The 25,767-nt window shown below is 66.8% G+C and carries 21 protein-coding genes; 7 read left to right on the top strand and 14 right to left on the bottom strand.

Features of this window, described 5'->3' with window-relative positions; genetic code table 11:
* The first annotated feature begins 155 nt into the window (after positions 1–155).
* Both lpxO and LGM42_RS03465 read left to right on the top strand, forming a co-directional pair.
* The gene (lpxO, locus tag LGM42_RS03470) at positions 156–1,055 is read left to right on the top strand and encodes a lipid A hydroxylase LpxO (protein ID WP_226231573.1); all 900 of its coding nucleotides are present in this window, start codon (positions 156–158) and stop codon (positions 1,053–1,055) included.
* 159 nt (positions 1,056–1,214) lie between these two features.
* The gene (locus LGM42_RS03465; RefSeq protein ID WP_060311131.1) at positions 1,215–2,006 is read left to right on the top strand and encodes a hypothetical protein; all 792 of its coding nucleotides are present in this window, start codon (positions 1,215–1,217) and stop codon (positions 2,004–2,006) included.
* Positions 2,007–2,101: 95 nt separating this feature from the next.
* Here the strand turns inward: LGM42_RS03465 and ahpF are convergent, their stop codons facing one another.
* From ahpF to LGM42_RS03445, 4 genes are all read right to left on the bottom strand, one after another.
* Positions 2,102–3,703, bottom strand: coding sequence for an alkyl hydroperoxide reductase subunit F (gene ahpF / locus LGM42_RS03460; protein ID WP_060311130.1), 1,602 nt, complete (start codon positions 3,701–3,703; stop codon positions 2,102–2,104).
* Positions 3,704–3,821: 118 nt separating this feature from the next.
* Positions 3,822–4,385 carry an alkyl hydroperoxide reductase subunit C gene (gene ahpC, locus LGM42_RS03455; RefSeq protein ID WP_011547973.1) on the bottom strand — a complete coding sequence of 188 codons (564 nt, stop codon included), beginning with the start codon at positions 4,383–4,385 and terminating at the stop codon, positions 3,822–3,824.
* 272 nt (positions 4,386–4,657) lie between these two features.
* Complete coding sequence (locus LGM42_RS03450) at positions 4,658–4,975, bottom strand: CopG family ribbon-helix-helix protein (RefSeq protein WP_226231572.1); 318 nt, start codon at positions 4,973–4,975, stop codon at positions 4,658–4,660.
* 7 nt (positions 4,976–4,982) lie between these two features.
* Positions 4,983–5,879: a LysR substrate-binding domain-containing protein gene (locus tag LGM42_RS03445; RefSeq protein WP_059582420.1), complete on the bottom strand. Its 897-nt coding sequence runs from the start codon at positions 5,877–5,879 to the stop codon at positions 4,983–4,985.
* A 179-nt stretch (positions 5,880–6,058) separates the two neighbouring features.
* Here LGM42_RS03445 and LGM42_RS03440 point away from each other — a divergent pair, with 179 nt between their 5' ends.
* The 3 genes from LGM42_RS03440 to LGM42_RS03430 are packed head-to-tail and all read left to right on the top strand — an operon-like array spanning position 6,059 to position 9,018.
* Complete coding sequence (locus tag LGM42_RS03440; RefSeq protein WP_226231571.1) at positions 6,059–7,225, top strand: branched-chain amino acid ABC transporter substrate-binding protein; 1,167 nt, start codon at positions 6,059–6,061, stop codon at positions 7,223–7,225.
* A 25-nt stretch (positions 7,226–7,250) separates the two neighbouring features.
* On the top strand, positions 7,251–7,775 hold the full coding sequence (locus tag LGM42_RS03435) for an L-2-amino-thiazoline-4-carboxylic acid hydrolase (protein WP_226231570.1): 525 nt from the start codon (positions 7,251–7,253) through the stop codon (positions 7,773–7,775).
* Positions 7,768–9,018 carry a Zn-dependent hydrolase gene (locus LGM42_RS03430; protein ID WP_226231569.1) on the top strand — a complete coding sequence of 417 codons (1,251 nt, stop codon included), beginning with the start codon at positions 7,768–7,770 and terminating at the stop codon, positions 9,016–9,018. The genes LGM42_RS03435 and LGM42_RS03430 overlap by 8 nt, the downstream gene beginning before the upstream one ends.
* 36 nt (positions 9,019–9,054) lie before the next feature.
* On the opposite strand, the gene LGM42_RS03425 is transcribed toward LGM42_RS03430, so the two are convergent.
* The 10 genes from LGM42_RS03425 to LGM42_RS03380 form a co-directional block, all read right to left on the bottom strand.
* Positions 9,055–9,891 (bottom strand): c-type cytochrome, encoded by an 837-nt coding sequence (locus tag LGM42_RS03425; RefSeq protein ID WP_226231568.1) that lies wholly within the window; start codon positions 9,889–9,891, stop codon positions 9,055–9,057.
* A 277-nt stretch (positions 9,892–10,168) separates the two neighbouring features.
* Positions 10,169–11,437 (bottom strand): hypothetical protein, encoded by a 1,269-nt coding sequence (locus tag LGM42_RS03420; protein ID WP_226231567.1) that lies wholly within the window; start codon positions 11,435–11,437, stop codon positions 10,169–10,171.
* Positions 11,434–13,257, bottom strand: coding sequence for a glutamine--fructose-6-phosphate transaminase (isomerizing) (glmS, locus tag LGM42_RS03415; protein ID WP_124859239.1), 1,824 nt, complete (start codon positions 13,255–13,257; stop codon positions 11,434–11,436). Before glmS ends, LGM42_RS03420 begins: the two co-directional genes overlap by 4 nt.
* Before the next feature lie 119 nt (positions 13,258–13,376).
* A complete protein-coding gene (locus LGM42_RS03410; protein WP_060311122.1) occupies positions 13,377–13,865 on the bottom strand; it encodes a hypothetical protein in 489 nt (162 codons plus the stop codon).
* Complete coding sequence (gene pgaC / locus LGM42_RS03405) at positions 13,843–15,114, bottom strand: poly-beta-1,6-N-acetyl-D-glucosamine synthase (RefSeq protein WP_226231566.1); 1,272 nt, start codon at positions 15,112–15,114, stop codon at positions 13,843–13,845. Before pgaC ends, LGM42_RS03410 begins: the two co-directional genes overlap by 23 nt.
* Positions 15,111–17,204 carry a poly-beta-1,6-N-acetyl-D-glucosamine N-deacetylase PgaB gene (pgaB, locus tag LGM42_RS03400; RefSeq protein ID WP_060311120.1) on the bottom strand — a complete coding sequence of 698 codons (2,094 nt, stop codon included), beginning with the start codon at positions 17,202–17,204 and terminating at the stop codon, positions 15,111–15,113. Before pgaB ends, pgaC begins: the two co-directional genes overlap by 4 nt.
* Positions 17,205–17,217: 13 nt before the next feature.
* Positions 17,218–19,830, bottom strand: a complete 2,613-nt coding sequence (gene pgaA, locus LGM42_RS03395) for a poly-beta-1,6 N-acetyl-D-glucosamine export porin PgaA (protein WP_060311119.1) — start codon at positions 19,828–19,830, stop codon at positions 17,218–17,220.
* Between the two features lie 52 nt (positions 19,831–19,882).
* The gene (locus LGM42_RS03390; RefSeq protein ID WP_226231565.1) at positions 19,883–20,641 is read right to left on the bottom strand and encodes a hypothetical protein; all 759 of its coding nucleotides are present in this window, start codon (positions 20,639–20,641) and stop codon (positions 19,883–19,885) included.
* A gap of 63 nt (positions 20,642–20,704) precedes the next feature.
* Positions 20,705–21,130, bottom strand: coding sequence for a hypothetical protein (locus LGM42_RS03385; protein WP_060311732.1), 426 nt, complete (start codon positions 21,128–21,130; stop codon positions 20,705–20,707).
* Between the two features lie 634 nt (positions 21,131–21,764).
* Positions 21,765–22,760, bottom strand: a complete 996-nt coding sequence (locus LGM42_RS03380; RefSeq protein ID WP_059582392.1) for a LysR substrate-binding domain-containing protein — start codon at positions 22,758–22,760, stop codon at positions 21,765–21,767.
* Between the two features lie 577 nt (positions 22,761–23,337).
* Here LGM42_RS03380 and LGM42_RS03375 point away from each other — a divergent pair.
* Positions 23,338–24,753 carry a circularly permuted type 2 ATP-grasp protein gene (locus LGM42_RS03375; protein WP_059582390.1) on the top strand — a complete coding sequence of 472 codons (1,416 nt, stop codon included), beginning with the start codon at positions 23,338–23,340 and terminating at the stop codon, positions 24,751–24,753.
* 64 nt (positions 24,754–24,817) lie between these two features.
* Entirely contained in the window at positions 24,818–25,759 is a 942-nt protein-coding gene (locus LGM42_RS03370; protein ID WP_059582387.1) for an alpha-E domain-containing protein, read from the top strand.
* Positions 25,760–25,767 lie beyond the last annotated feature (8 nt).

Genomic DNA, 25,767 nt, shown 5'->3' with positions numbered 1-25,767 from the left:
GAAAAGCACGTACGCGCGGGCTTTTCGGCGTTTCGGCACGAATCGTTTCGCGACTTCGGCGTGTTGTAAGACGTACACAGCACGACCTACCCGTCAGAGCAGGAAATTTTTCCCCTCCCTAGAATTTCGGCAAATAGCTTACGGGGGAAATATCGATGCGCTGGGTCCTGTTGATCGTGTTCATTGCGTGTGTCGTGTACACGCATCGGCGCGGCAAGGTTCGGCACCGGTTGTTCAGGCAACTATCCGACCACTCGACCTTTACCGCACCGCTGAACTGCTTTTCGTATGCGTTCTCGTCGGTGCCGACCACGCCGTTTCTCGATACGCGGCACTTTCCGGAGCTCGCGGTGCTGCAGCGCGAATGGCGCACGTTTCGCAGCGAAGCGCTCGCGTTGCGCGACGCGAGCCGGATCAAGGCGTCGGGCGAGTACAACGACATCGGTTTCAATTCGTTCTTTCGCCACGGCTGGAAGCGTTTCTACCTGAAGTGGTACGACGCGCCGCATCCGTCCGCGCAGGCATTGTGTCCGCGTTCGGTCGAAATCCTGTCGCGGATTCCGTCGATCAAGGCGGCGATGTTCGCGCAGTTGCCGCCGGGCGGGAAGCTCGGGCTGCATCGCGATCCGTATGCGGGCTCGCTGCGCTACCACCTCGGGCTCGCTACGCCGAACGACGACGCGTGCCGGATCGTCGTCGACGGCGAATCGTACGCATGGCGCGACGGCGAGGCCGTGATGTTCGACGAGACGTACCTGCACTGGGCCGAAAACCGCACCGCGCACGATCGCGTGATCCTGTTCTGCGACATCGACCGCCCGATGAAATATCGCTGGGCGCAGCGCATCAACGATGCGTTCGGGCAACTGCTGATGCGCGCGGCCGCATCGCCGAACGAAACCGGCGATCGCACGGGCGGGCTCAATCGCGCGTTCAGGTATCTGTATGCGATTCGCCGCGCCGGCAAGCGCTTGAAGGCGTGGAATCGCACCGCGTACTACATCGTCAAGTGGCTGCTGTTCGGCGGGATCGCGGTCGCGATTTTCTGCATCTGACGGGCGACGGCGGGCGTTTCTTCCGTCTGACGATAGGGCGTACGGCAGGGCGCCGACGGCCTCGGCCGCGATCAATGCAACCAAATGTATTCGTCCGGGATCAACGGACGCTGGCCGCGTATGATGGCTTGTTCACATGGATATGATCGGTGAGCAAGCATGACGAGTACCCGTAAGACCATGATGATCGCCGGCGGGCTCCTGGTCGCCGCGGCGGGCACCGCGTACGTGATGCTGCTGCGCGCGGACCACCGTGCGATCGAAGACGCCGGCATCGGCGACGCGGCCGCACCCGTTGCGTCGGCGCCCGCGAGCAACGATCACGCGGCGCAGGGCGCGATCGCGCCGCCCGCACCGGCTGCCGCGACGGCGCCGAAGCAGGCGGCTGCTGCCCCGTCGCCTCCCGAACCCACACCCGTGCCGGCTGCAACCGCGCGCGTCGGCGCCGCGCCCGCGCCGGTTCCGGCGATTCCGGTCGTCAGCGACAGGCCGCAACCGGTGACGAAGCCGGCCGCACCGCCGCCGAAAGTCAACGTCGTGACGGTCGATGCGCAGGATTCGACCCCCACGCCGGCTCCCGCACCGGCCGCCAAGCCCGCTCAGTCGGCGCAGTCGGCCGCACCCGAGCAGGTCACGCAGCGCGCGCCGCGCAAGCGCGACGGCCTCGAACGCCATGCGGCCGCCGCGCGGCCGGCCGCGACGAAATCCGAAACGCCGGAGACGGCCGCGCTCGTCAGGGAATCGGCGAAGCTCGATCCGTCGCTGCCGCCGCCGTCGACGTCATCGATGCAGTCGATGTCGGCGAGCACCGGTTCGTACCGGCAGGGCGGTGCGTCCTCCGGCGCGAATCCGGTGGCCGCCGCGATGACCGAGCAACTGGTCAGGCAGTCGAGCAGTTTCAAGTCGACGGCGCCTGCGCCGGCGGACGGCGGCTCGGCCGCAACCAAGTAATCGTGATCGGCCTCGGCATAAAAAGGGCCCCGCACGCCGACCAAGGCATGCGGGGCCAAGAGAGACAAACCTTGATGTCGTCGGGCTGACGTGCGTCAGGCGGCGACCGCTTCTTCGGCCTTCGGCTGCGCGGTTGCGACGGGCGCCGCCACATCCTGCCGGATCAGGTGGTCGAACGCGCCGAGCGACGCCTTCGCGCCTTCGCCGACCGCGATCACGATCTGCTTGAACGGCACCGTCGTCACGTCGCCGGCCGCGAACACGCCCGGCACCGACGTCGCGCCGCGCGCATCGACGACGATCTCGCCGTGCTTCGACAGCTCGACCGTGCCTTTCAGCCATTCGGTGTTCGGCACGAGGCCGATCTGCACGAACACGCCTTCGAGATCGATGCGCTGCGTGTCGCCCGAGCGCAGATCCTTGTAGACGAGGCCGTTCAGCTTGCTGCCGTCGCCGGTCAGCTCGGTCGTCTGCGCCTGCGTGACGATCGTCACGTTCGGCAGGCTGCGCAGCTTGCGCTGCAGCACTTCGTCCGCGCGCAGCTGCGCGCCGAATTCGATCAGCGTGACTTCCTTCACGATGCCGGCGAGGTCGATCGCCGCCTCGACGCCCGAGTTGCCGCCGCCAACCACCGCGACACGCTTGCCCTTGAACAGCGGGCCGTCGCAGTGCGGGCAGTACGCGACCCCGCGGTTGCGGTATTCGCGCTCGCCCGGCACGTTGATTTCGCGCCAGCGTGCGCCGGTCGCGAGGATGATCGTCTTCGCCTTCAGCACCGCGCCGTTCGCGAGACGGATCTGATGCACGTCGCCCGGAATCAGCGCGTCGGCGCGCTGCACGTCCATGATGTCGACGTCGTACTGCTTCACGTGCTGTTCGAGCGCGGTCGCAAACTTCGGCCCTTCGGTTTCCTGCACCGACACGAAGTTCTCGATCGCCATCGTGTCGAGCACCTGGCCGCCGAAACGCTCGGCGACCACACCCGTCGCGATGCCCTTGCGTGCCGAGTAGATCGCCGCGGCGGCGCCCGCGGGGCCGCCGCCGACGATCAGCGTGTCGAACACCGGCTTGTTCTCGAGCGACTTCGCCGCGCGTTCGCCGGCGCCCGTATCGAGCTTCGCGAGGATTTCCTTCACGCTGCTGCGGCCCTGGCCGAACGAGGCGCCGTTCAGGAACATCGTCGGCACGGCCATGATCTGGCGCGACTCGACTTCATCCTGGAACAGCGCGCCGTCGATCGCGACGTGGCGGATGCGCGGGTTGATCAGCGACATCACGTTCAGCGCCTGCACGACTTCCGGGCAGTTCTGGCACGACAGCGAGAAATACGTTTCGAATGCGTAGTCGCCGTCGAGCGCGCGAATCTGTTCGATCACGTCGTCGTCGAGCTTGATCGGATGGCCGCCCGTTTGCAGCAACGCGAGCACGAGCGACGTGAATTCATGGCCCATCGGGATGCCGGCGAAGCGGATGCCGGCCGGCTTGCCGGGTTCGCCGATCGAGAACGACGGCTTGCGCTCGGCGTCGTCGCGGCGTTCGGTCACGGTCACGCGATCCGTCAGCGACGCAATCTCGTTCAGCAGCGCCAGCAGTTCCTGCGATTTCGCGCTGTCGTCGAGCGAGGCGACGAGTTCGATCGGGCGCGTGATCTTTTCGAGGTACGCTTTGAGTTGGTTCTTGAGATTGGCGTCGAGCATGGCGTTTCGGATTCCGTATTGATTATGCTGGTCGGGCACGTCGTGCCGGAGGAGAGGGCGGGCCGCGCGATGCAGGGCCCGCCGTCGCGCGCCTCGGGCGAGGCGCGCGGAGCGGTCGTCAGATCTTGCCGATCAGGTCGAGCGACGGGGTCAGCGTTTCCGCACCCGGCGTCCACTTGGCCGGGCACACTTCACCCGGGTGCGCCGCGATGTATTGCGCGGCTTGCACCTTGCGCAGCAGTTCGCCTGCGTCGCGGCCGATGCCGTTGTCGTGGATTTCGCACAGCTTGATCTCGCCTTCCGGGTTGATCACGAACGTGCCGCGCAGCGCCATCCCTTCTTCCTCGATCAGCACGTCGAAGTTGCGCGACAGCGTGAGCGTCGGGTCGCCGACCAGCGGGTACTTGATCTTGGCGATCGTGTCCGAGGTGTCGTGCCATGCCTTGTGCGTGAAGTGCGTGTCGGTCGACACGCCGTAGATTTCGACACCCAGCTTCTGGAATTCCGCGTAACGGTCGGCGAGGTCGCCCAGCTCGGTCGGGCAGACGAACGTGAAGTCGGCCGGGTAGAACACGACGACGGACCACTTGCCCTTGAAGTTCTCTTCCGAGACGGGCACGAATTCGCCGTTGTGGTAAGCGGTTGCCTTGAACGGCTTGATTTGGGTGTTGATGATCGGCATCTGGGTAATTCCTTTTTGTCAGTGGTGAGTGGAGTGTTGCCAGTATCCGGGTTCACCCTGTGTTTGTGAAATTGCTTGTTTCAATCCGGGGCATCGGGATTTTCTATCTGCTTCCGGCCCTTGATTGGCGGGGGCGGGGAGGGGGCATCGGATGAGCAGTCGCGACGCCGGGGCGGCGATGGGTCGGAGGGGAATCTAACGTCGATCGTCCCGGCGGATCGGGTTCGGTCGGCGCCGACGGTGATTTGGGGCGGCAGGGGCCGTACGTGCCTTCACCATTCCGGGCGCAGATCCTCCTGGCTGGCAATCTCGCGCCCCTTCCATAGACCGAAAACATTGTTGACAAGTGTGTGTTCGTGTCGGGCGATATAGGCATCGATTGCGTCGCCGACGATCTCGGCGCGGGAGCGGTTCTTGGCCCCTGCGATGATGCTCAACGCGGCATGCTGGTCATCCGACAGGTCGATCGGGATCGTGCGCATTGCAACCTCCATGACTTTGACGCACCCATCATCGATATGCGGCCGCGCAAATGCAAGGTCGCGCCTATCCGAAGCGAATGCCGCTTCGCGGTTCGGCAGGCGGGACACGCCCCGCTCAAATCCCCGCCATCTTCCTCAACCATTCCGCCAGCCGCCGCGCCCCATCCGGCATGTCCGCGTCCTCGCGCGTGCACAGGTAGTAGTCGCGCCCGTCGTCGAGCGCATGGTCGAACAGTTGCACGAGTTCGCCGTTCGCCAGTTCGCGCTGGACCAGCGGCGCGCGCAGCAACGCGGCGCCGAGATCCGCGCGCGCCGCGCTCAGCGTGAGCTGGCCGTCCTCGAACATCGGCCCCACCGCATGCGACACGTGCCGCACGCCGGCGCCCTGCAGCCAGTTGACCCACGTGCTGCGATCCTCGTCGTGCACGAGCGGCGCGCGCGCGAGATCGGCCGGCGTGCGGAACGGCCCGTGACGCTTCAGGAACGACGGGCTGCACATCGGCACCATCGCGCCCGGCAGCAGCCGCTCGCAGCGGTAGCCGGGCCAGTCGCCGGTGCCGAAGCGGATCGACAGGTCCGATGCATCGCTTCGGTAGTTGCGGTGATGCGCGTACAGCACCGTGACGTCGACATCGGTGTTGTCGGCCAGGAATGCATGCAGCCGGGGAATGAACCAGCCGATGCCGAGCAGCGGAATCAGGCTGACGGTGATCTGGCGCAGCGACGAACGGTCGCGCACGAAGCGCGTCGCGCTGCGCAGCACCGAGAACGCCGCGCTGATCGACCGGTAGTAGTCGCGCCCCTCGTCGGTGAGCGCGAGCAGCCGGCCTTCGCGCACCGTCAGCGGCGTCTGGATGAACGCTTCGAGCAGTTGCAGCTGATGGCTGACCGCCGACGGCGTGATGTCGAGTTCGCCCGCCGCCGCGGTGACGGAGCCCAGACGCGCGAACGCTTCGAACGCACGCACCGCGCGCAGCGGCGGATCGTGCGGCAATTGTTCGATATTTTTCATGTATCGAATTTTATCGAAAAATCAGGGTAAGCGACAACACAAAAATATGCTGTATTTACAGGGGTATACGGTAATGTGTCGAGAACGGTATAAGCATCCAACAATTGGATATTTGGGGTTTGGTGGTTGAATATTTAATATTTTTCATGTTTCTGATTCGACTCACCGATCCCTCGCACATGAAAACCGCTTTCCTCCCCGTCAGTCTCGCCTTCTCCGCGGCCGCCCTCGTCGCCGCCGTTCCCGCGTTCGCGCAGTCCGCTCCGCAGACGGTCCTGATCGGCCTCGCCGCGCCGCTCACCGGCCCGTCCGCGCGGATCGGCAAGGATCTGCAGAACGGCGCGCAACTCGCGATCGACGACGCGAACGCCAAGCATCCAACCATCGGCGGCAAGCCGGTCGTCTACAAGCTCGTCGCGGCCGACGACCAGTCCGATCCGCGCACGGCCGTCGCGGTCGCGCAGCAACTCGTCGACCAGCACGTGATCGGCGTCGTCGGTCACTGGAACACGGGCTGCAGCGTGCCGGCGTCGCGCGTGTACCGCGATGCGGGCATTCCGCAGATCGCGCCGGCCTCCACCGGCCATCAATACACGCAGCAGGGCTACGCGACGGCGTTGCGCATCATGGGTCACGACGATGCGGGCGGCCGCTTCACCGGTGCGTACGCGGTGAAGACGCTGAAGGCCACGCGCATCGCGGTGATCGACGATCGCACGTCGTTCGGCGCGGGGCTGGCCGACCAGTTCATCCAGGGCGTGCAGGCGAACGGCGGCACGATCGTCGATCGCCAGTACGTGAACGACAAGACCACCGATTTCAGCGGCGTGCTGACCGCGATCAAGGGCAAGCGCGCGGATCTCGTGTTCTTCGGCGGCCTCGACGCGCAGGCCGCGCCGATCGCGCGCCGGATGCGCCAGCTCGGCGTGAACGCGCCGCTGCTCGGCGCGGGCGGCTTCGTGAGCCAGACCTTCCTGTCGCTCGCCGGCAAGGACGGCGACGGCGTGACGGCGCTCGAACCGGGCCTGCCGCTCGACCGGATGCCGGGCGGCAAGACGTTCGATGCGCAATACCAGGCGCGCTATCACGCGCCGATCGAACTGCATGCGCCGTTCGCGTACGACGCGGCCGCCACGCTGATCGCGGCCGCGCAGAAGGCCGGCACGACCCAGCCGGCGAAGCTCGTCGCGGCCGTTCGCGCGATCGACCGGCCCGGCGTGACGGGGCGCATCGCATTCGACGCCGAAGGCAACCTGAAGGACCCGGCCTTCACGATCTACCAGGTGCGCGGCGGCAAGTGGGCCGTCGTCGACGTGCTCGGCGGCTCGCGTACCGCCGTCAAGTAACGACAAAACGACCAGGACGATCCCCATGACCGAAGCGAACCCGACATCCGCCGCCGCATCCGAGGACACACGCCTCGGGATTCTCGCGCGGCGCCGCATCGAAGCGGAAATCATCAAGCCGATCTACGAGATCATGAAGCGCGAGTTCGGCGCCGAGCGCGCGCAGGCCGTGATCGCCGAAGCCGTGCGCGGCGCGGCCGTCGATGCGGGCCGCACGTTCGCCGCGCAGGAGCCGGACGGCACGAGCGTGAAGTCGTTCATCGCGCTGCAGGTGCTGTGGGAGAAGGACGATGCGCTCGACGTCGAGGTGCGGCGCGCGGACGACGCGCACTACGACTACGACGTGCATCGCTGCAGCTACGCCGAGATGTATCACGCGATGGGGCTCGGCGAGATCGGGCACCTGCTGAGCTGCGCGCGCGACAGCTATTTCATCCAGGGTTACGCGCCGGACATCGCGCTCACGCGCACGAGCACGATCATGCAGGGCAGCAAGCGCTGCGATTTCCGCTATGCGCTGCAACGCGCGCCGGAGCACGGCGATGCATGACGCTACCGTGACCGTGCCGCGCGTCGACGGCGACCGTCTGTGGGCGTCGCTCGAACGGATGGCGCAGATCGGCGCGACGCCGAAGGGCGGCGTCTGCCGTCTCGCGCTGACCGATCTCGACCGCGAGTCGCGCGACCTGTTCGTGCAGTGGGCGCGCGACGCCGGCTGCACGGTGCGCGTCGATCGGATGGGCAACGTGTTCGCGCGCCGCGCGGGCCGCAATCCGGGCGCCGCGCCCGTGATGACCGGCTCGCACGCCGATTCGCAGCCGACCGGCGGCCGCTACGACGGCATCTACGGCGTGCTCGGCGGGCTCGAGGTCGTGCGCGCGCTGAACGACGCGGGCATCGAGACCGAACGCCCGATCGACGTCGTGATCTGGACCAACGAGGAAGGCTCGCGCTTCGCGCCGGCGATGTTGGCGGCCGGCGTGTTCTCGGGCGTCTACACGCTCGAATACGGGCTGTCGCGCACCGACGGCGCGGGTCGGACGATCGGCGAGGAACTCGAACGGATCGGCTACGCGGGCACGGAGCCGGTCGGCGGCTATCCGGTGCACGCCGCGTACGAACTGCATATCGAGCAGGGTGCGATTCTCGAACGGGCCGGCAAGACGATCGGCGTCGTGACGGCGGGGCAGGGGCAGCGCTGGTACGAGGTGACGCTGACCGGGGTCGATGCGCACGCCGGTACGACGCCAATGGCGTTTCGTCGCGACGCGCTGGTGGGCGCCGCGCGGATGATCTCGTTCGTCGACGAGCTCGGCCGCCGTTACGCACCGGATGCGCGCGCAACGGTCGGGATGATCGAGGCGCGGCCGAATTCGCGCAATACGGTGCCGGGCGGCTGTTTTTTCACGGTGGAATTCCGGCATCCCGACGATGCGGTCCTCGACGAACTGGACGCGGCGCTGCGCGCGGAGCTCGCGCGCGTGGCCGACGAAACCGGCCTCGGCGCGCGGATCGAGCAGATTTTCACGTATGCGCCGGTGCCGTTCGCGCCCCGCTGCATCGACACGGTGCGCGACGCGGCCCGCGCGCTCGGGTTGTCGCACATGGACATCGTGTCCGGTGCGGGACACGACGCGTGCTATGTCGCGCGTGTCGCGCCGACCGGGATGATCTTCGTGCCGTGTGTGGACGGGCTGAGCCACAACGAGGCGGAAGCGATTACGCCGGAATGGGCGACGGCGGGCGCCGACGTGCTGTTGCGCGCGGTGTTGCAGAGTGCGCAGGAAGCGTAAGCGCGACGCGTGCGGCCGGGCGGCGGAGCGCTCGCGTTACTTCCCCGCCTTGCGCCGCGCCATATACGCGAGATACGCGACGATCTGGTCGAGTTCGCGGTCGCTCAACTGTTCGGGCGGAAACGCCGGCATGCTGCGGCCCGGCCAGTCGCGTACCGACGCCGGGTTGCGGATGTAGCGGCGCAGCGCGGCGGGCTGGAAATAGTCGACCGGATTCATCGGCGTGTTCAGGTCGGGGCCGGCGCGGCTGCTGCCCGCGCCGTCGATGCGATGACACGCGAGACATTGCGTGACGAACAGCCGCTGGCCCGCGCGGGCCGGATCGTTCGCGGGCAACGCGGCATCGACCGCGAGCGACGGCCAGCGCGCGAGCGGCGACGATTCGATCGTGATGCGCACGATCTGGTACGGCCACTGCTCGCCGCGCACCGACGACGCGTCCGGCCCGAGCCACACGAGATAGAACGGCCCCGCGCCGACCTGCTTGCCGGGCAGCTTCGGCCACGGATGGGCCGGATCCTCGATCGCGAGCCACGGGACCGCGCCGGCCGGCGCGCGGCGGCGCACGAGATCGAGCGGCAATTGCGCGGCGAAACCGTCGGCCGCGCGCGTTTCGAGCACGCCGTCGGCCGGCAGCGGCGTGTCGCCGAGCAGCGCGGCGAACGGCACCGCGCGGAACGTCATCGGCCGGCCGTATGCGATGTCGCGCGGCACGTGGATGTCGGTCGCGTCCGGACGCGCGAGCAGCGTCTGGCGGGTGAGGGCGCGGGCCGCGCCGTCGGTGTCGAGTTCGAGCGTGGACTGGGCCGACGCGCGTTGCCCGAGCAGGCAGACCGTCAGCAGCACGACCGAAAACCACTGGCGCTTCAGCATTCGTTCTCCGGGAAGGGGGGGGCGGTGGCGGCAGGCGGGCCGCCGCGGTCGATGGAAGGAATCGGGCGACAGTCTATCCGGTACGGGCGGCGCTGGCCAATTCGGCGCGCAAGGGCATGGCGGTCATGACCGGACCGGCCCGCGGCAGGGCTCGACCAACGGGGCGCCGAGTGGGCGAGGTGTCGTCATAGCGGTTCGGACCACGGAGGACAAACGCTCACGGTGGCGATACGCGGTCTGCCCGCGTTCACGACATTGCGTTACCGGGCCATCGTCGTCAATGACTCGAACAAGCGGCTTCGCTTTTCGGCATGGGTGTGCGTTGCGCTGGTTCGAAATCGGCTTCACGCATCCCCGACGGCGTCAGCGACACGAAATGCATCGCTGTGCCGCGCGCCGGGAAGCCGGCGACACCGGTCGAGCCCCACGGAATCGGCGAACGCTGCACGCCGCTCACTGCAATGTTCGCCGGCCCAAGCGCGAGCGTCAGCAGCCGCCCGTCGCGGGTCGGCACATACGCGTGCGTGCCGGCGACACCGAGGTCCGATTCGCGCACCGACGCGGGCAGGCAATCGAGCGTCGCCGTGCGGCGGCCGTCCGGCGCGATCAGCATCGCGACGCCGCGATCGTCCGCCGTCGTCGTGACGACGATGAAACGGTCGATCTCCGGCACATAGGCGGCCGAATACACGTAGTACTGGATCGCGTCGTTCAGCGATCCGAGTTTTTCCAGCTTCGCGGTGACGGGGTCGAACATCGCGTATTCGAGCGTCGCGTCCGTGCTGCCTTCGATGAACTTCTGCCACACGAGCAGCGCGTTGCGCGGCGAGCCCGCGATCACGGGCCACCACTCGCGGCGGCGCGGCGCGACCGCGACATGGTTCAGTACGCGCCCGGCCGCATCGTAGGTTTTCAGGTAGACACCGTTTCCGCTGCCGAGGTTGTCGACACCGCCGCCGTTGACCCAGTCGGCCGAATAGAACACGACGAAGCGGTCGCCGGCCGTCGCGACATGCCCCGAATGGCCGCCCGATTCGACGTCGTTCGGGTAGGGCTTGACCGGTTTCAGGTCGCGGCGGTAGACGCCGTAGCGCTGGCTGACTTCCTGCGGCGCGTTCCAGCCGTCCTCGAACGTGACGAAGATGTCGCCGCGCGCGTTCTGCGCGATCGACACGGGTTCCTGCGCCTCGGGGCGGCTGATGAACGTGCGCACGTGCAGCACACGCGTCCCGCCGGGCAGCCATTCGCCGACGTACACGTCATGCGGCCAGTTGCCGCCGCGCAGCGCGCCGCGCGGCACGATGCCCGAGCTGCTGAAGAACACCCAGCGTTTGCCGTCGCCGGCGTCGGCCACGCCGATTCCGTGCATGAAGCGCCGCGGGTCGCCGCTGTCCTGTGGCGACGGGGCGGTCGACACCGTGACCGTATGCACGACCGGCGCGCCGGCGAAGGCCGGCGGCGACGCCGTGCCGATGCCGCCCGCGCCGCAAAGGGCAATTGCGGCCAGCCGCACGACGGCCTGTACCGGGCGCGTTCGCCGCATCATTCGACGGTTACCGATTTCGCGAGGTTGCGCGGCTTGTCGACGTCGGCGCCGCGCGCGCAGCCGACGTGATACGCGAGCAGTTGCAACGGGATCACGTTGACGATCGGCGACAGCAGGTCGCCCGATTCGCGCACGCGGATCAGGTGCGTGTCGCGGTCGGCGTCGATCTCGAGCTGACTGCCGGCCAGCACGTAAAGCCGGCCGCCGCGTGCACGCACCTCGGCCATGTTGGACTTCAGCTTCTGGAACAGGCGGTCGTCCGGCGCGATCGTGACGACCGGCATCGCGCTCGTGACGAGCGCGAGCGGCCCGTGCTTCAGCTCGCCGGCCGCATAGCCTTCCGCGTGGATGTACGACACTTCCTTCAGCTTCAGGGCGCCTTCCAGTGCGATCGGGAAATGGATGCCGCGGCCGAGGAACAGCGCGTTCTCGGTGCGCGCGAATTTCGTGGCCCAGCCCATGATCTGCGTTTCCAGCGCGAGCGCGTGGCCGATGCGCTCGGGCAGCGCGCGCAACTGCTTCAGGTGCGTCGCGACTTGCGCGGCATCGAGCCGGCCGCGTAGTTGCGCGAGCGTCAGCGTCAGCAAGAACAGCGCGACGAGCTGCGTGGTGAACGCCTTGGTCGACGCGACGCCGAGTTCGGCGCCGGCCCGCGTCAGGAACCGCAGTGGCGCGTTGCGCGCGATCGTGCTGGTCGCGACGTTGCAGATCGCCATCGACAAATCCTGGCCCATCGTGCGCGCCTGCTCGATCGCGCCGATGGTGTCGGCCGTTTCGCCAGACTGCGAGATGCCGACGACGAGCGTGCGCGGATCGGCCACCGTGTCGCGGTAGCGGTATTCGCTGGCGATCTCGACCTGGGCCGGCACGCCCGCGATGCTTTCGAGCCAGTACTTCGCCGTGAGGCCCGCGTAGTAGCTGGTGCCGCAGCCGAGCAGCAGCACGCTTCTGACTCGCGACAGCAGCCCGCGCGTGCCTTCCGTCGCGTCGAACAGCGCCGGCGAGATCGTGTCGATGCCGTCGAGCGTGCTGTCGATCGCCTTCGGTTGCTCGAAGATTTCCTTCTGCATGAAGTGCTGGTACGGGCCAAGCGCGGCATCGTCCGCGCGCGCCTTCACTTCGCACAACGGGCGCCGTGCTTCCTGCCCGCCCGCATCGACCACGGCGATGCGATCCGGCGTGATCAGCGCGACGTCGCCGTCCTCCAGGTACACGAAGCGGTCGGTCAGGTCGCCGAGCGCCGCGCAGTCGGACGCGAGGTAGTTCTGCTCGGCGCCGATGCCGATCACGAGCGGCGAGCCGGCGCGCGCGGCGACGAGGCGCTGCGGCTCGCGCGCGCCGAGCACCGCGATCGCGTACGCGCCGTGCAGCCGTTTGACCGCGCGCACCACCGCGTCGAACAGGTCGTCGCGATAGAGGCTGTGGATCAGGTGTGCGATGACCTCGGTGTCGGTCTGCCCGCGAAACGTATAGCCGCGTTGCTTCAGTTCGGCGCGCAGCGTGTCGTGGTTCTCGATGATCCCGTTGTGCACGACGGCGATCGTGTCGCCCGACATGATCGGATGCGCGTTCATTTCAGACGGCGCGCCATGTGTGGCCCAGCGCGTATGCGCGATGCAGGTCTGCGCTTCGAGGCCGAGCGTCAGCACGCGGTCCTGCAGGTCCGTCACGCGTCGCAGCGTGCGTTCGCTGCGCAGGCGGCCGTCGCCCTGAACGGCGATGCCGCACGAATCGTAGCCGCGATATTCGAGCCGGCTCAGCGCATTGACCAGTTGCGGCACCTGATTGTTCAGGCCGCTTGCTCCGACGATTCCGCACATGATTCACCTCGTCTCCAGGAAGTTTTCTGGCTGGCGCGCGACGCGCGGCAGCGCGATGTCAGGAGTGGTGCCGCGTCGCACGGCAGGCGTCGCGCGCGGCGCGGCATGTCTCCGGCGATCTATTCGCGGGGCTGCGGCCCGGCATGGGCGATCCATTCGATGCCCGAAATCGACCCGTTCGCATCGTGCGACGCGACGAGAATGCGCGTCGTGCGGCGCGCGCCGCGCCGGCGCTCGCTCGCGAACGCGGTCGGCGGTACCGAGCGCACCTTCACGCTGGCCGAGCGCCGCACCATCTTCGACACGCGCAGGCGATAGGCGAACGGATGCACGACGCGTCCCGCGATCAGCCACATGACGATCGTGCCGGCGATCAGCGCGATGCTGGTCACGTAGAACACGATCTGCTCGATCGGCATCTCGGCCTCGTTGAACGGCAGCAGGTAGCGGTACGTGTAGATGCAGATCGATGCCCATACACCGCCGACCAGCGCGGGCCGCACGAGGCGGAACCATGCGACGAGCACGGGCCCGACGATGCCGCCGCGTTCGGCGATCATGTCGCGCGGGGCGCGCAGGGAAAGGTCAATAATCGGCGCGTTCTTCATGTTGAATGCCTCGGTCGGGACTGACCCAAACGGCGCGCTTGCCGCGGCCCCGCAGTACGACGGCGGGCAGGGCGACGACGGTGGTGATCATGCTGATCAGCCAGAACGCGACGGGGTACCAGATGGTGTCAAGGAAGTACATCAGGAGTTTTTCGTCGTAACGACGATCGATCATGCTGCCGATGATCAGCTGCAGGATGCAGGTCGCGACCAGCAGCATCCCGTGCCAGTGCGGCACCACGGACACATGCCAGTTCGCCGGAAGCGGGTAGACGACGTCGATCAGCGCGAGCAGCAGGATGAACGACATCGAGTACGCCCACGCGATGCCGATCAGGTACTCGACGAACAGCGGCCACATCATCATCTGCGTCGGCCGCATCAGCGTACCCGCGTACTTGAGCAGCACCTGGATGCCGCCCTTGGACCAGCGCAGCCGTTGCCGGTAGAGCCCCTTGAGCGTCTCGGGCATCAGGATCCAGCTGAGCGCGTGCGGCTCGTACACGACGCGCCAGTCGCGGCACTGCAGCTTCCAGCTGATGTCGATGTCCTCGGTCAGCATGTCCGAGCTCCAGTAGCCGACGTCGGCGAGCGCGGTCTTGCGGAACATCGTGATCACGCCCGATACCGTGAAGATGCGGCCGTACACCTGCTGCGTGCGCTTGATCAGCCCGACGATCGACGAGAATTCGCCGACCTGCATGCGGCCGAGCAGCGACGTGCGCGTGCGGATGCGCGGGTTGCCGGTCACCGCGCCCACGCCCGGGTCGGTCAGGAAATGTTCGAGCATCCAGCCGATCGCGTCGTGCGCGAGCAGCGCGTCGCCGTCGATACAGAGCAGGTATTCCGCGTTGGATACCGCGGCCGCGGTCGTGAGCCCGACCGCCTTGCCTTCGTTGCGCGCGTGATGGATCACGAGCAGCCGCGGGATCTCGACGGCCAGCTCGTTGAGGATCTCGCCCGTGCGATCGTTGCTGCCGTCGTTGACCGCGATGATGTCGTAGTTCGGATACTGCATCCCGTTCAGATGGGCGATCACGCTGCGCGCGTTCGCGGCTTCGTTGAAGCAGGGCACGACGATCGACACCTTCGGGATGCCGCTCGACGCGATCGTGCGCGTCGACAGCTCGCGGCCTTCCTCGAGCAGGAAGTAGTGCACGACGCCGCCGATCATCCACAGATACGACATGAAGAACGGATAGTAGAAGACGAAATCCTGCAGGCGCTGGATCAGGCTATGGGAGGTCATGGCGTCTTGGTTCCCCGCGATTGCTGCATCTGCATCAGCGCGTTGATGGAGGTTGGGTCGAGGCGCGACTTCAGCGACATCACGTCGCGCATCGCGTCGAGCTCCGGCTGGCCGGTCAGGAAGTTGTCGGGGTAGTAGCCGAAATTCACGGCGCCCTCGCTGCGCAGCCGCCGCATCTGCGCGAGCAGCGTGCTGGCCGGCACCGCCTTCTGCCCGTGCCAGTCGTACGACTGCAGTTCGAACACGGTGCGCTGCAGCCCGCGCTGCTTCGCGCGCACCGCCTTCACGAGCTGGTCGAGCCAGCCTTCCGGGTCCTTCGCCTGTTCCATGTACGGCATCGCCATCAGCGCGACGTAGTCGTAGGCGGCGAGGAAATCGTCGTAGTTCTGCGCATACCACGCTTCCGATTCGGGCTTGAGCACCGGCATCGCGAAGATGTTGCGCGCGGTCAGCACGTCGCCCGCGTTCTGGTGGGCCAGCACGATCTGTTCGAGCTGCCGGGTCATGTCGATCAGGTAGCGCGTCTTCTGGCGCGTCCAGCGCTTCATCAGGTCGGGGTTCTCGCGGATCTTGCCGACGTCGGCCGGCAGCCCCCATTGCGAATAGGTGCGCAGCGCATGCCGGCCCGCATCCTCGTAGTCGTCGAGCACCGCGTCGTCGCCGAACAGGATGCCGCTGAACGACGCGTGCTTGCTGAGATCCTCGTAGACCTGCTGGATCATCAGCCGCGCATCGGGATCGAACGGGCTCAGCCGGAACACGCGCGCGCCGTTCTCGCGGGCCGGCGCGCCGCCGTAGGCGCTGACGGCTTCGAGCGCGCGGAGCTTGTCGGCCGGCGGCCGGAACGCGAGCACCGGCATCCACGCGTATACCTGCACGTTGGACCGCGTGTTGAGCTGCCACGCGGCACGCGAGAACAGGTCGGAGCGCATCGGCAGATGCCGGTTCGGGAAATACACCGCTTCGGCCACGCCCGTGCCCTTCGGGTCCGCATACGCCTGCAGGTACACCGATTTCGGCTGCATCCGGTAGATGCGCTCGATCAGCTTGCCGAGATTCGCTTCCTGCCGCGCGGGATCGGGGTCGTAGACCTGGTCGAGATCGACCTGCACGGTACGCTCGGGCATGTCGACGTCGCCGCGGTTCGACGCCGGCTCGCGCATCGAGCGCTCGAACCCGCCGATATCGACGTCGTACATCATCAGGATTCGTCTGAGCCGGTCGAGCGGCACGTCCGGCGTATTCGGGCCGGCATCGAGGCTGAACTGGATGTCCATGCCGAGCGATGTCGAGATCTGGCGCACGGGCTGGTTTTCCGCGCCGTACGGCCACACCATCGAGCGCGCGACGATGCCGGTGCGCTCGCGGATCTGCCGCACGCAAGTCTGCAGGTCGTCGTGCACGCGGGCGTGGAATTCGGCGTCGGTTTCATAGCGCTTCTGGTCTTGCAGGTACAGGTGCGACGTGGTCGCCGGCAATTCGTTGCCTTGCGGATTCGCGATCGCGCCATGATGCAGATTGTGGGTGTGGCAGCCGAGCTCGACGAATTCCGACTGCCCGAGCTTCTTCACCTCGTCCCACGACAGGAAGTAGTCGCGCGGCACCTGAACCTTGTCGCTGATGCGGATCGGCGTATCCGGCGGCATGTCGATCCACGCGGTGACGAGGCCCATCACGGCCGGATACTTGAAGCGCTCCAGCAGCGGCAGCACCTTCGTGTAGTGGCTGCGAAAGCCGTCGTCGAACGTGAGCAGCACCGAGCGCGGCGGCAGCGGCTTGCCGCCGTGCCGCGATGCCTCGATCTGCTTGACGGTGATGGTGTGGTAGTTGTTGGTCTGCAGCCACGAGAAGATCGCGGTCAGCGTACCGGTATCGACCGCGAACGGATCGATGATCGCGGTCGGCGACGAAAACGACGCCATCAGGTTGTCGCGCACGTCGTGCATGCAGATCACGCGAAACGTCTTGCCGTCGGCCGGGTCGGACGGCGGCAGCAGGTCGATCATCTTGGCGCCGCTCACGCCCGGGAACAGCGAACAGGCGGCAAACGTGCCGAGGCATCCGCACATGAAGGTCCGTCTGGATTGCATTCAGCGCTCCTTTCTAAAACGGCAGGTTGAGCGACAGGAAGCCGGTTTCGGAGCGCTCGCGCTGGCCGTCGTACGCGTGGCTGCTGACCTCGACGCCGTAGCTCAGCGTGATGTCGTGCTTGAACGTCCACGCGTGCTCGATGCGCGCACTCCACAACGGGCTGGTGCCGAAGCCGCGCTCGTTGTATGCGCCGCCCGACACCGACACGCGCTGTTGCAGCCCCAGGTCGCCTCGCTTCCACAGTGTCAGTTGATGCATGACGGTCACGGCGGCCGCGTAATCGCGACCGGGGCTGAAGTAGGGCGCGTCCCGGCGCGTGTTGCTGTCCGTGCCCAGGTTCAGCGAGACGTTGACGAGCTGGTTCGCGGCCGTGTACACGCGCTGCGTGGCGGTCGCCGCGATCTCCTGGTGCAGGTTCGAATCGCTGTAGCGGCTCACGCCGTAGCTGAGCTTGACTTCGCGCCGGTCGTTCTGGCGATACACGACCTCGACGTTCGCGGAGCGGCCCCAGATGTGCGCGGCATACGCTTTCCACGGCAGCGAGTTGTCGTTGGTGTCGAGCCCGGCGCTGACCGTCCAGTAGTCGTTCAACGCGTACGCGATCGTCCCGCGGCCGCCGGTTCGGCCGTCCCCGCCCATCGAGCGCGTGACTTCGCCGAGCACGGTGAGCGGCCCGTGCCGGTAGTCGCCGCCGATGCCGGTGCGCGTGCGGCTGAGGTTGCCGTCGTCGGTCTGCGCGAAACCGTAGAACGTGTGCGAAAACACGCGCCAGTTGTCGCCGAACGGTTGCGAATACACATAGCTGTCCGACGTGAAGCTGTTGTTGGCCAGCGCGCTGTTGCCGTGCTCGAAGCTCAGGTCGGTCGTGAACACCGGGCTGCGGTATGCGTTGTAGTCGCGCTTGAAGCTGCGCACCGCCCCGCTGTCCGGGAACGTGTTGCCGAGGGTCTGGTCGACGGTTTTCGCGGTCGCGTAATCGTCCGCCGTGAGCGATGCGCGGCCGAGGCCCGCGAGCATCTCGACGCTGTCCGGGTGATCGGTCAGCGACGCGCGATACATCGAGATCGCCTGGCGCGGATGCGACTGGCCCGACACGGCGTCGGCGTGCGCGGCGCGCACCTCTGCGTTGAACGGCACCTCTTTCTCGAGCTGTTCGAGCGCGGCGATCCCTTCGTTCACGTGACCCGTGAAGATCAGGTATTGCGCGCGCAGCCGGTAGTAGCGCAGATAGTCGCTTTCTCCCGGGCCGACGTTGGTCACCTGCCTGGCCGGCGGCAGCGACTTCTCCATGTCGTCGAGCACCTGCTTCGCTTCCGGCGCGCGTGCCTGGTCGACGTACGACCAGAACAGCCCTTCCTGCAGCTCGATCGGTCGCGTGCGGGAGCCGTACTGGAAGCCGCGGGTCGCGCGATCGGTCGGCGACGCGGTGGCCTGTTTCAGCGCGCGCGCGTACACGGCGTTCGCCTTGGCCGGCTCGCTCAGGTACAGGTATGCGTCGCCGACGGCCGCCAACGCGTCGATCGAGATTTCCGCGCTGGACGGAATCGTCTCGAACGTCGCGACGGCCGTTTTCATCTCGCCGCGTGCGGCAAGGGCGACGACCCGGTCGCCCGCGAGTGCGGTGCGAACCGGGGTGTACTCGGGTGTCGCGGGTATCCGCTTGTCGAGGTCGTCCGCCGCGCGCAGCGCGTCGTCGATTCCGTCGAAGCGGTCCGAACTCGTCATCGAGCGCGACTTGTCGCGTCCGCCGCGCACCTGCTGGCGAATCGACAGCTCCTCCAGTTGCGCGATGTCGACGGCGGAGAACGCATCGGGCCGGGCCTTCGCTTCGTCGAGCGCCTTGACCGCGCCGCCGCTCGCCGCGAGGCCGAACACGTCGTTGCGTACCGTCTCGACATCGGCGGTGCGGAGATTCGGCGCCCGCGCATTCGGCGCTTCGACGTCGGGCCCCTGCGATCGCTGGGTTGGCTCGCCGGGGAGCTGGGCGCCGGGCGTCTGTGAATTCGGCGGCTGGGACGACGGCAGTTGCGCGCCGGGCGTCTCGGTCGCAGGCGTGGGCGAGTTCGGCATCGGTGTGCCGGATGCCTGCGCGGTGAGCGTCGGCATGGTTGGCGCAGCCGGCGGTGCGGTGGTCAGGGGTTGGTCGGGCTGCGGCGGTGCATCCGACGTTCGCGCGCGCGGCGCCGACGTATCCGGCGGCGGGGTGTCGAATGCCTGCGCAAGCAGCATCGACGCGTTCGGCGATGCTGCGACCGGCGCCGGTGCGCTCGGCTGCGCAGCATCGGGGTCCACCACGACCGTGGTCGGCATCGCCGGGTTCGGCGCCTGCGCGATCTGCAGCGACGCGTCCGAGGCCCGCGCGATCGGCGTGGGCGCAAGCGGGGGCTGCGTGCCCGAACCCTGCGCGGCCTGCGTCGACGCGCCCGTTGGCCGCAGGTCGGGTGGCAGCGCATCCGGCGCACCGCGGGATCCGGCGATTTCGCTCGCGCCGCGCGGTTCCGCGTCGCCTTCGGCGGAAAGACACGGGCCGGACGCGACGAGCAGGCACAGCAGCGGCGCATGCAGGAGGATCCGCCGGTTCGGCGGAGCGACGGTGGTGCATTGTTGGTGACGATTGTTGGCCACGGTGTCTCCTCACTTTGAAACGATCACGTCGATTGCACGCCCGAGGGCCGGTTCACAGGCGGTTGCGAATCGCCTGCCCCAGCAGTGCGCGCGATTCGCTGTTCGTCGGGTCGATGGCGAGTGCTCGGCTCGCGTTCTGCTCCACGCAGCTCCATTCGTCGATCTCTGCGCACCGGCGCGCCTTGGCCAGAGCGCGGGCGCCTTCCAGCTCATCGTGCGTGACGCGGGCGGTCTCCATGTGCGGCGTGCCGGCGAGGCTCGAGTGCGGCTGCCGTTCCGTCGCGGGGTCGGGGCGTTTTCTCGTGCGTGCCAGCGCCTGCGAGCGTGACGTCCGGTGCGCATCGCCGGCGCGCGCCGAGCGACTGCCGGTCGACGCCGCGTGCGGGTTCGCCGCGAGCTTCGTCGGCGGCACGTGCGCGGCGCGCGGTGGGCTCGTGTCGGAGCGGGCCGTGGCTTGCGGCGGCACGGCCGGTTCGGCCGGAGCCGACACGGCGGGCGCCGTCGAGGCGGACGGCGGAACCGGCCCGGCCTGCGCGACCGTCGACGTCGAGCCGGCGGGCGCCGTTGTGTGGGACGAGCCGCCCGTCGCCGCGACGATGAGCTGGCGGTACTTGCCGACGACGTTGCCGATCACGCCGGCGATATCGTGCGTCACGCTCGCGTGGCCGATCCTCGTGTCTCGCTCGACGTACGCGAACGCGCCGAAGATCGCGGCAAATGCAGCGACGCTGAGCGCCGCATTCTTTCCCGGACCCCACGAGGGTTTCGGCTGACGGTCGGGCGAGTCGTCCGGTCGTTCTGGACGGGGCATTCAAGTCTCCTGGATTCGATGCGTTCCATGAATGACGCGATCGGAGCGGGGCGGTGCGACGTTTCACCATCGCAACTGCGTCGTGAGCGCACCCGTCTCGACGATCGCGAACTGGGTTGCTCCCTGATAGGTCCCTTCGACCCGGTAGCTCGCGTCGGGCACGCTGAACAGGCAGCGCGATCCCGATGCATTGAATTCGACGAGCACGCGCCCATGCCGGCGCAGGCGCACCTGCACGTTGGAGAGGGGCTGGCCGGTGCTCCCCGACACGAACGACACGCCCAGGTTGTACGGGCGCCCGTCAGGAGGAAGCGGCGCGGTGCCGTCGATCCGCGCATCGCCGCAGATATACGAAATCACGTACCGGTTTGCCCCCGGACCGGACGCCGGCGGCGGGGCCGCCGATGTCTGGGCCATGGCGTTCATGCAGAGCGTGGAGAGCACGACGCTCAGGAAAGGGCGAGCCTGCTGTCGAAGCGAAGGTGACATTGCAATCTCCCGTCCGGAATCGATGACGCGCATCGACTCGGAGTCGAATTTGCCAACGTTCTTTTTGCGACACGCTATTGATACACGATGGCTTTTGAACCAACAACCGCGTGTGACCCGAATGGGACGGGAGCGAAAGGTCCTATCTAAATAGGATAAGGATGGATTGGTAAGGATGTCTTAATTCTGAATAAAGTCGATATTCCCGGACATGAAAATTGCTCACCGGTAGCGATGATCGAGCACGCTTTGAATCACGTCGGAGGTATCGAAGTTCGTGCCGAAAAATAACGACTGATAAAAGAAACTGTTGCGCCTGTATTCGAGAAGAATCGATGAATGTTCGGATACAGAGCGCATGTCGCGAAATGAGGGTGCGACGTTTTTGATCATTCCGGCTGTTACAGGTAAATAGAAACTTGTGTAACAAGGTATTTCTGTCTGGAAAATCGGTCCGAATATTCTTACTTAATACGGGAAGCAGTAAAAAGTACGACACCGATTCGCAAACGTTTGCGTTTTAATCGCGGCGGATTGGGGCAGGTGAGGGATTTTATGGAATCCGGCGGATTATCGATTGCCGTCGAAAGAATACGCATGCGCGCCATGGATATCCACGGCGCGGACACAGCGTTCAGCGACTGCCGCCCGCGCTTCGTCGCGCGCCGCGCATTGCCGGCGCGGCCGCCTCTTCGGTGCCGATCGCCGCGTCGAGGGCCGTGCGCGGCCGGTTCATGATGTAGGCCCACAGCTGCTCGGCCGCGAGCCCGCGCTTGCGCGCCGATCGATACAGGCGGATTTCGAGTTCGGTGATCCAGTCGCCGGTGCCGGCGCAGACGAGCGTGCCGTCCGCGAGCTCTTTCGCGACGCAGCTTTCCGGCAGCCAGCCGATGCCGTGCCCGGCCACGACCATGCCTTTCAGCGCCTCGGACATGTGCGTCTCGAAACACCGGTGCAGCACATACGGCTCGGTCGCGTTCAGCAGCAGCATCTCGACGATGTTGCCGAGAAAGGCGCCCGACGAATACGCGAGCAGCGGCAGCGGCGCATCGGGCGTGCCGGGCAGCTGGAACACCGGCTTGCCGCGCGCATCGGGCGACGACACGGGCAGGATCCGTTCGACGCCGAGGCTGACGAACGGAAAGTGGTTCGGATCGAGCACGATCGGCAACTGCGGATGGTGATAGCCGAGCAACAGGTCGCATTCGCCTTCGACGAGCTGCTGCACGCCTTCCGGCACGTTCACCGCATTGACGCGCGCGGTCACGTGGCCGACCTCGCTGTTGAGCTGCTTGAGCCATTCCGGAAACAGCGTGAACACGAGCGTATGCGCGACGGCGAAGCGCACGACCTGGTCGCTGGCCGCGAACTGGTCGTAGCCGTTCACGAGATTGCGCGCCGCATACATGCTGCGCAGGATGTCCGCGGCGAGCCCGCGGAACATCTGGCCGGCCGGCGTCAGTGCGATCGGATTGATGCTCCGGTCCACCAGCTTCGCGTCCATCCAGGTTTCGAGGGCGGCGATTCGTCTACTGAACGCCGATTGCGTCAGGTGCCGATGACGCGCGGCCCGGGAAAAGCTCTTGGTATCCGCCAGGCTCAGGAAATCTTCCAGCCACTTTGCTTCCATTTCGATCTTCGCTTTTTATAGTCGGGCGCCTGAAAGGGGGCGCCGTCTGCTGCGCAAACGTTGTAGCGTACCGCGCATCGCGTCGGTCGGGCCGATGTTTTTTTTCGATCGGTGTCAGTCGAAATATGCATGGGCGTTGTCGGCGGGATTACGGCTACATAGCGTTGAGGGGCCGGACCGAGTTAACCGGACAGTTCATCGCGTCGGACTGTCCGGCCCGCCCGGACGGCGCTTCCCCCGGGCCGGCTGCGCCGTGTGCGTGCCGGCCCGCCCGCTCGGGCCGGTGCCCGCCTCGTCGCTTTTGGTGCAGTGCAGATTGCACATCCGTGACACGCGGGAGAACTATGTTCGTCGGATGCGGCGCAGCATCGGCCATGCGCGTCGGCGGCGCACCGCGAGTGCGCGCCGCGTCGGCGATGCACCGTTGTGGTGCGAAACGTGGCGCGGGCGTGCCCGGCGCGGCGCAAAAACAGGGGGATATCGACGGGAGCGAACACGGCACGTTCCTTGCAAAGCATTGGTTACGCCGGTCCGGCATGCGCAATGCCGGGGAAAACGATCGATGGAGAAAAAATCGATGAAGCCATTCGATGAAATGCTGCAATCCGGCGACATGGTAAGGGCGCCTTACGCGCGCCTGAAGCAATGGCTCGACACGCAGAATCCCGCGAGCCTCGCCCAGAAGGCCCACGATGCGGAAGGCGTGTTCCGCAAGACGGGCATCACGTTCGCCGTCTACGGCGACGCGGAGGCCGCCGAGCGGCTGATTCCGTTCGACATCGTCCCGCGCATCATCTCGGGGGCGGAGTGGAGCCGGCTGTCGCTCGGCATCGAGCAGCGCGTGATGGCGCTCAACGCGTTCCTCGACGACATCTACCACCGCCAGGAAATCGTGCGCGCCGGCATCGTGCCGAAGCACCTGATCGCGCACAACGACGCGTTCATCCCGGAGATGATCGACTTCCGGCCGCCCGGAAACGTTTACACGCACATCATCGGCGTCGACATCGTGCGCACCGGCGAGAACGAGTTTTACGTGCTGGAGGACAACGCGCGCACGCCGTCCGGCGTGTCGTACATGCTGGAAAACCGCGAAACGATGATGCAGCTCTTTCCGGAGCTGTTCCAGCAGGTGAAGGTGCGCCCGGTCGAAACCTATCCACAGATGCTGCGCCAGTCGCTCGCGGCCGTGTGCCCGCCGGGCGGCAACACCGACAACCCGACCGTCGCGGTGCTCACGCCCGGCATCCACAATTCCGCGTACTACGAACATTCGTTCCTCGCCGACCAGATGGGCGTGCACCTCGTCGAGGGCAGCGACCTGCAGGTGATCGACGGCCGCGTCGCGATGCGCACGACCGAAGGCTTCCAGCCGATCGACGTGCTGTATCGCCGCGTCGACGACGCGTTCCTCGATCCGCTCACGTTCCGCCCCGATTCGGTGCTCGGCGTGGCCGGCATCATGGACGTGTACCGCGCGGGCAACATCACGATCGCGAACGCGCCCGGCACCGGCATCGCCGACGACAAGGCGATCTACTCGTACATGCCGGAGATCGTCGAGTTCTACACGGGCCGCAAGGCGCTGCTGGAGAACGTGCCGACCTGGCGCTGCGGCGAGGCCGACAGCCTGAAATACGTGCTCGAGCATCTGGACGAACTGGTCGTGAAGGAAGTGCACGGCTCGGGCGGCTACGGGATGCTGGTCGGGCCGTGCGCGTCGAAGGCCGAACTCGACGCGTTTTCCGCGAAGCTGCGCGCCCGTCCCGCGAACTACATCGCGCAACCGACGCTCGCGTTGTCCACGACGCCGATCCTGACCGACGCCGGCCTCGCGCCGCGCCACGTCGACCTGCGGCCGTTCGTGCTGGTGTCGGACCGGATCCGCATCACGCCGGGCGGGCTCACGCGCGTCGCGCTGAAGGAGGGATCGCTCGTCGTCAACTCGAGCCAGGGCGGCGGCACCAAGGACACCTGGGTGCTGGCCGACTGAGCCGGACGCGACCGCGCGCGCCGGAGCCGGCGCGCGAACCGAACGAAGACGGAGTGGACACGAGATGCTTCTGGGACGTACTGCAAGCGGGCTCTACTGGATGTACCGCTATATCGAACGCGCGGAGAACATCGCGCGCATCGTCGATGCCGGGCTGCGGATGGCGCTCACGCGCACGGCCGACGCGCCGGCCGAATGGTCGTCGGTGCTCGTCAGCTCGGGCGCCGACGACGGCTATCGGCAGAAATACGACGCGTACGCGGCCGATACCGTGACCGACTACCTGCTGCGCGACCGCGACAACCCGTCGAGCGTGCTGTCGTGCATCGAAGCCGCGCGCTCGAACGCGCGGATGGTGCGCACGGCGCTCACGCGCGAGGCGTGGGAAAGCGTGAACGGCGCGTGGCTCGCGCTGCGCCGCGCGCTCGCGCAGCCGGTGCCTGAAAGCGAGCTGCCGGCCGTGCTCGACGAAGTGAAGCGCGAAACCGCGCTGATCCTCGGCAGCTTCTACAGCACGATGCTGCGCAACGAGATCTTCGATTTCGCGCAGATCGGCGCATTCATCGAGCGCGCCGACAACACCGCGCGGATCATCGACGTGAAGTACCACCTGCTGCTGCCGTCGGTGTCGCACGTGGGCACGATCCTCGACAACTACCAGTGGGAGACGATCCTGCGCTGCGTGGCCGCGCATCGTTCGTACCGCTGGGTGTACGACGTGCAGTACAAGCCGCTCAACATCGCGGACTACCTGATCCTGAACGGCCGCATGCCGCGTTCGCTGCGCTATTGCTACGGGCGCGTCGTGTCGAGCCTGAACCTGCTCGCGAAGGATTACGGCGTGACACACCCGTGTCACGACACGGCCACGAAGATCCTGCAACTGCTGTCCGATACCTCGGTCGAGCGGATCTTCAAGAGCGGCCTGCACGAATTCCTGACCGACTTCATCGGCCGCAACAACAGCCTCGGGCTCGAAATCGCCCAGGCTTACAACTTCGACTGAGGCTTGCC

The organism is Burkholderia sp. AU39826, assembly GCF_020419965.1.
Taxonomy (GTDB): domain Bacteria; phylum Pseudomonadota; class Gammaproteobacteria; order Burkholderiales; family Burkholderiaceae; genus Burkholderia; species Burkholderia semiarida.
This window is presented reverse-complemented; position numbering and strand designations above follow the sequence as displayed.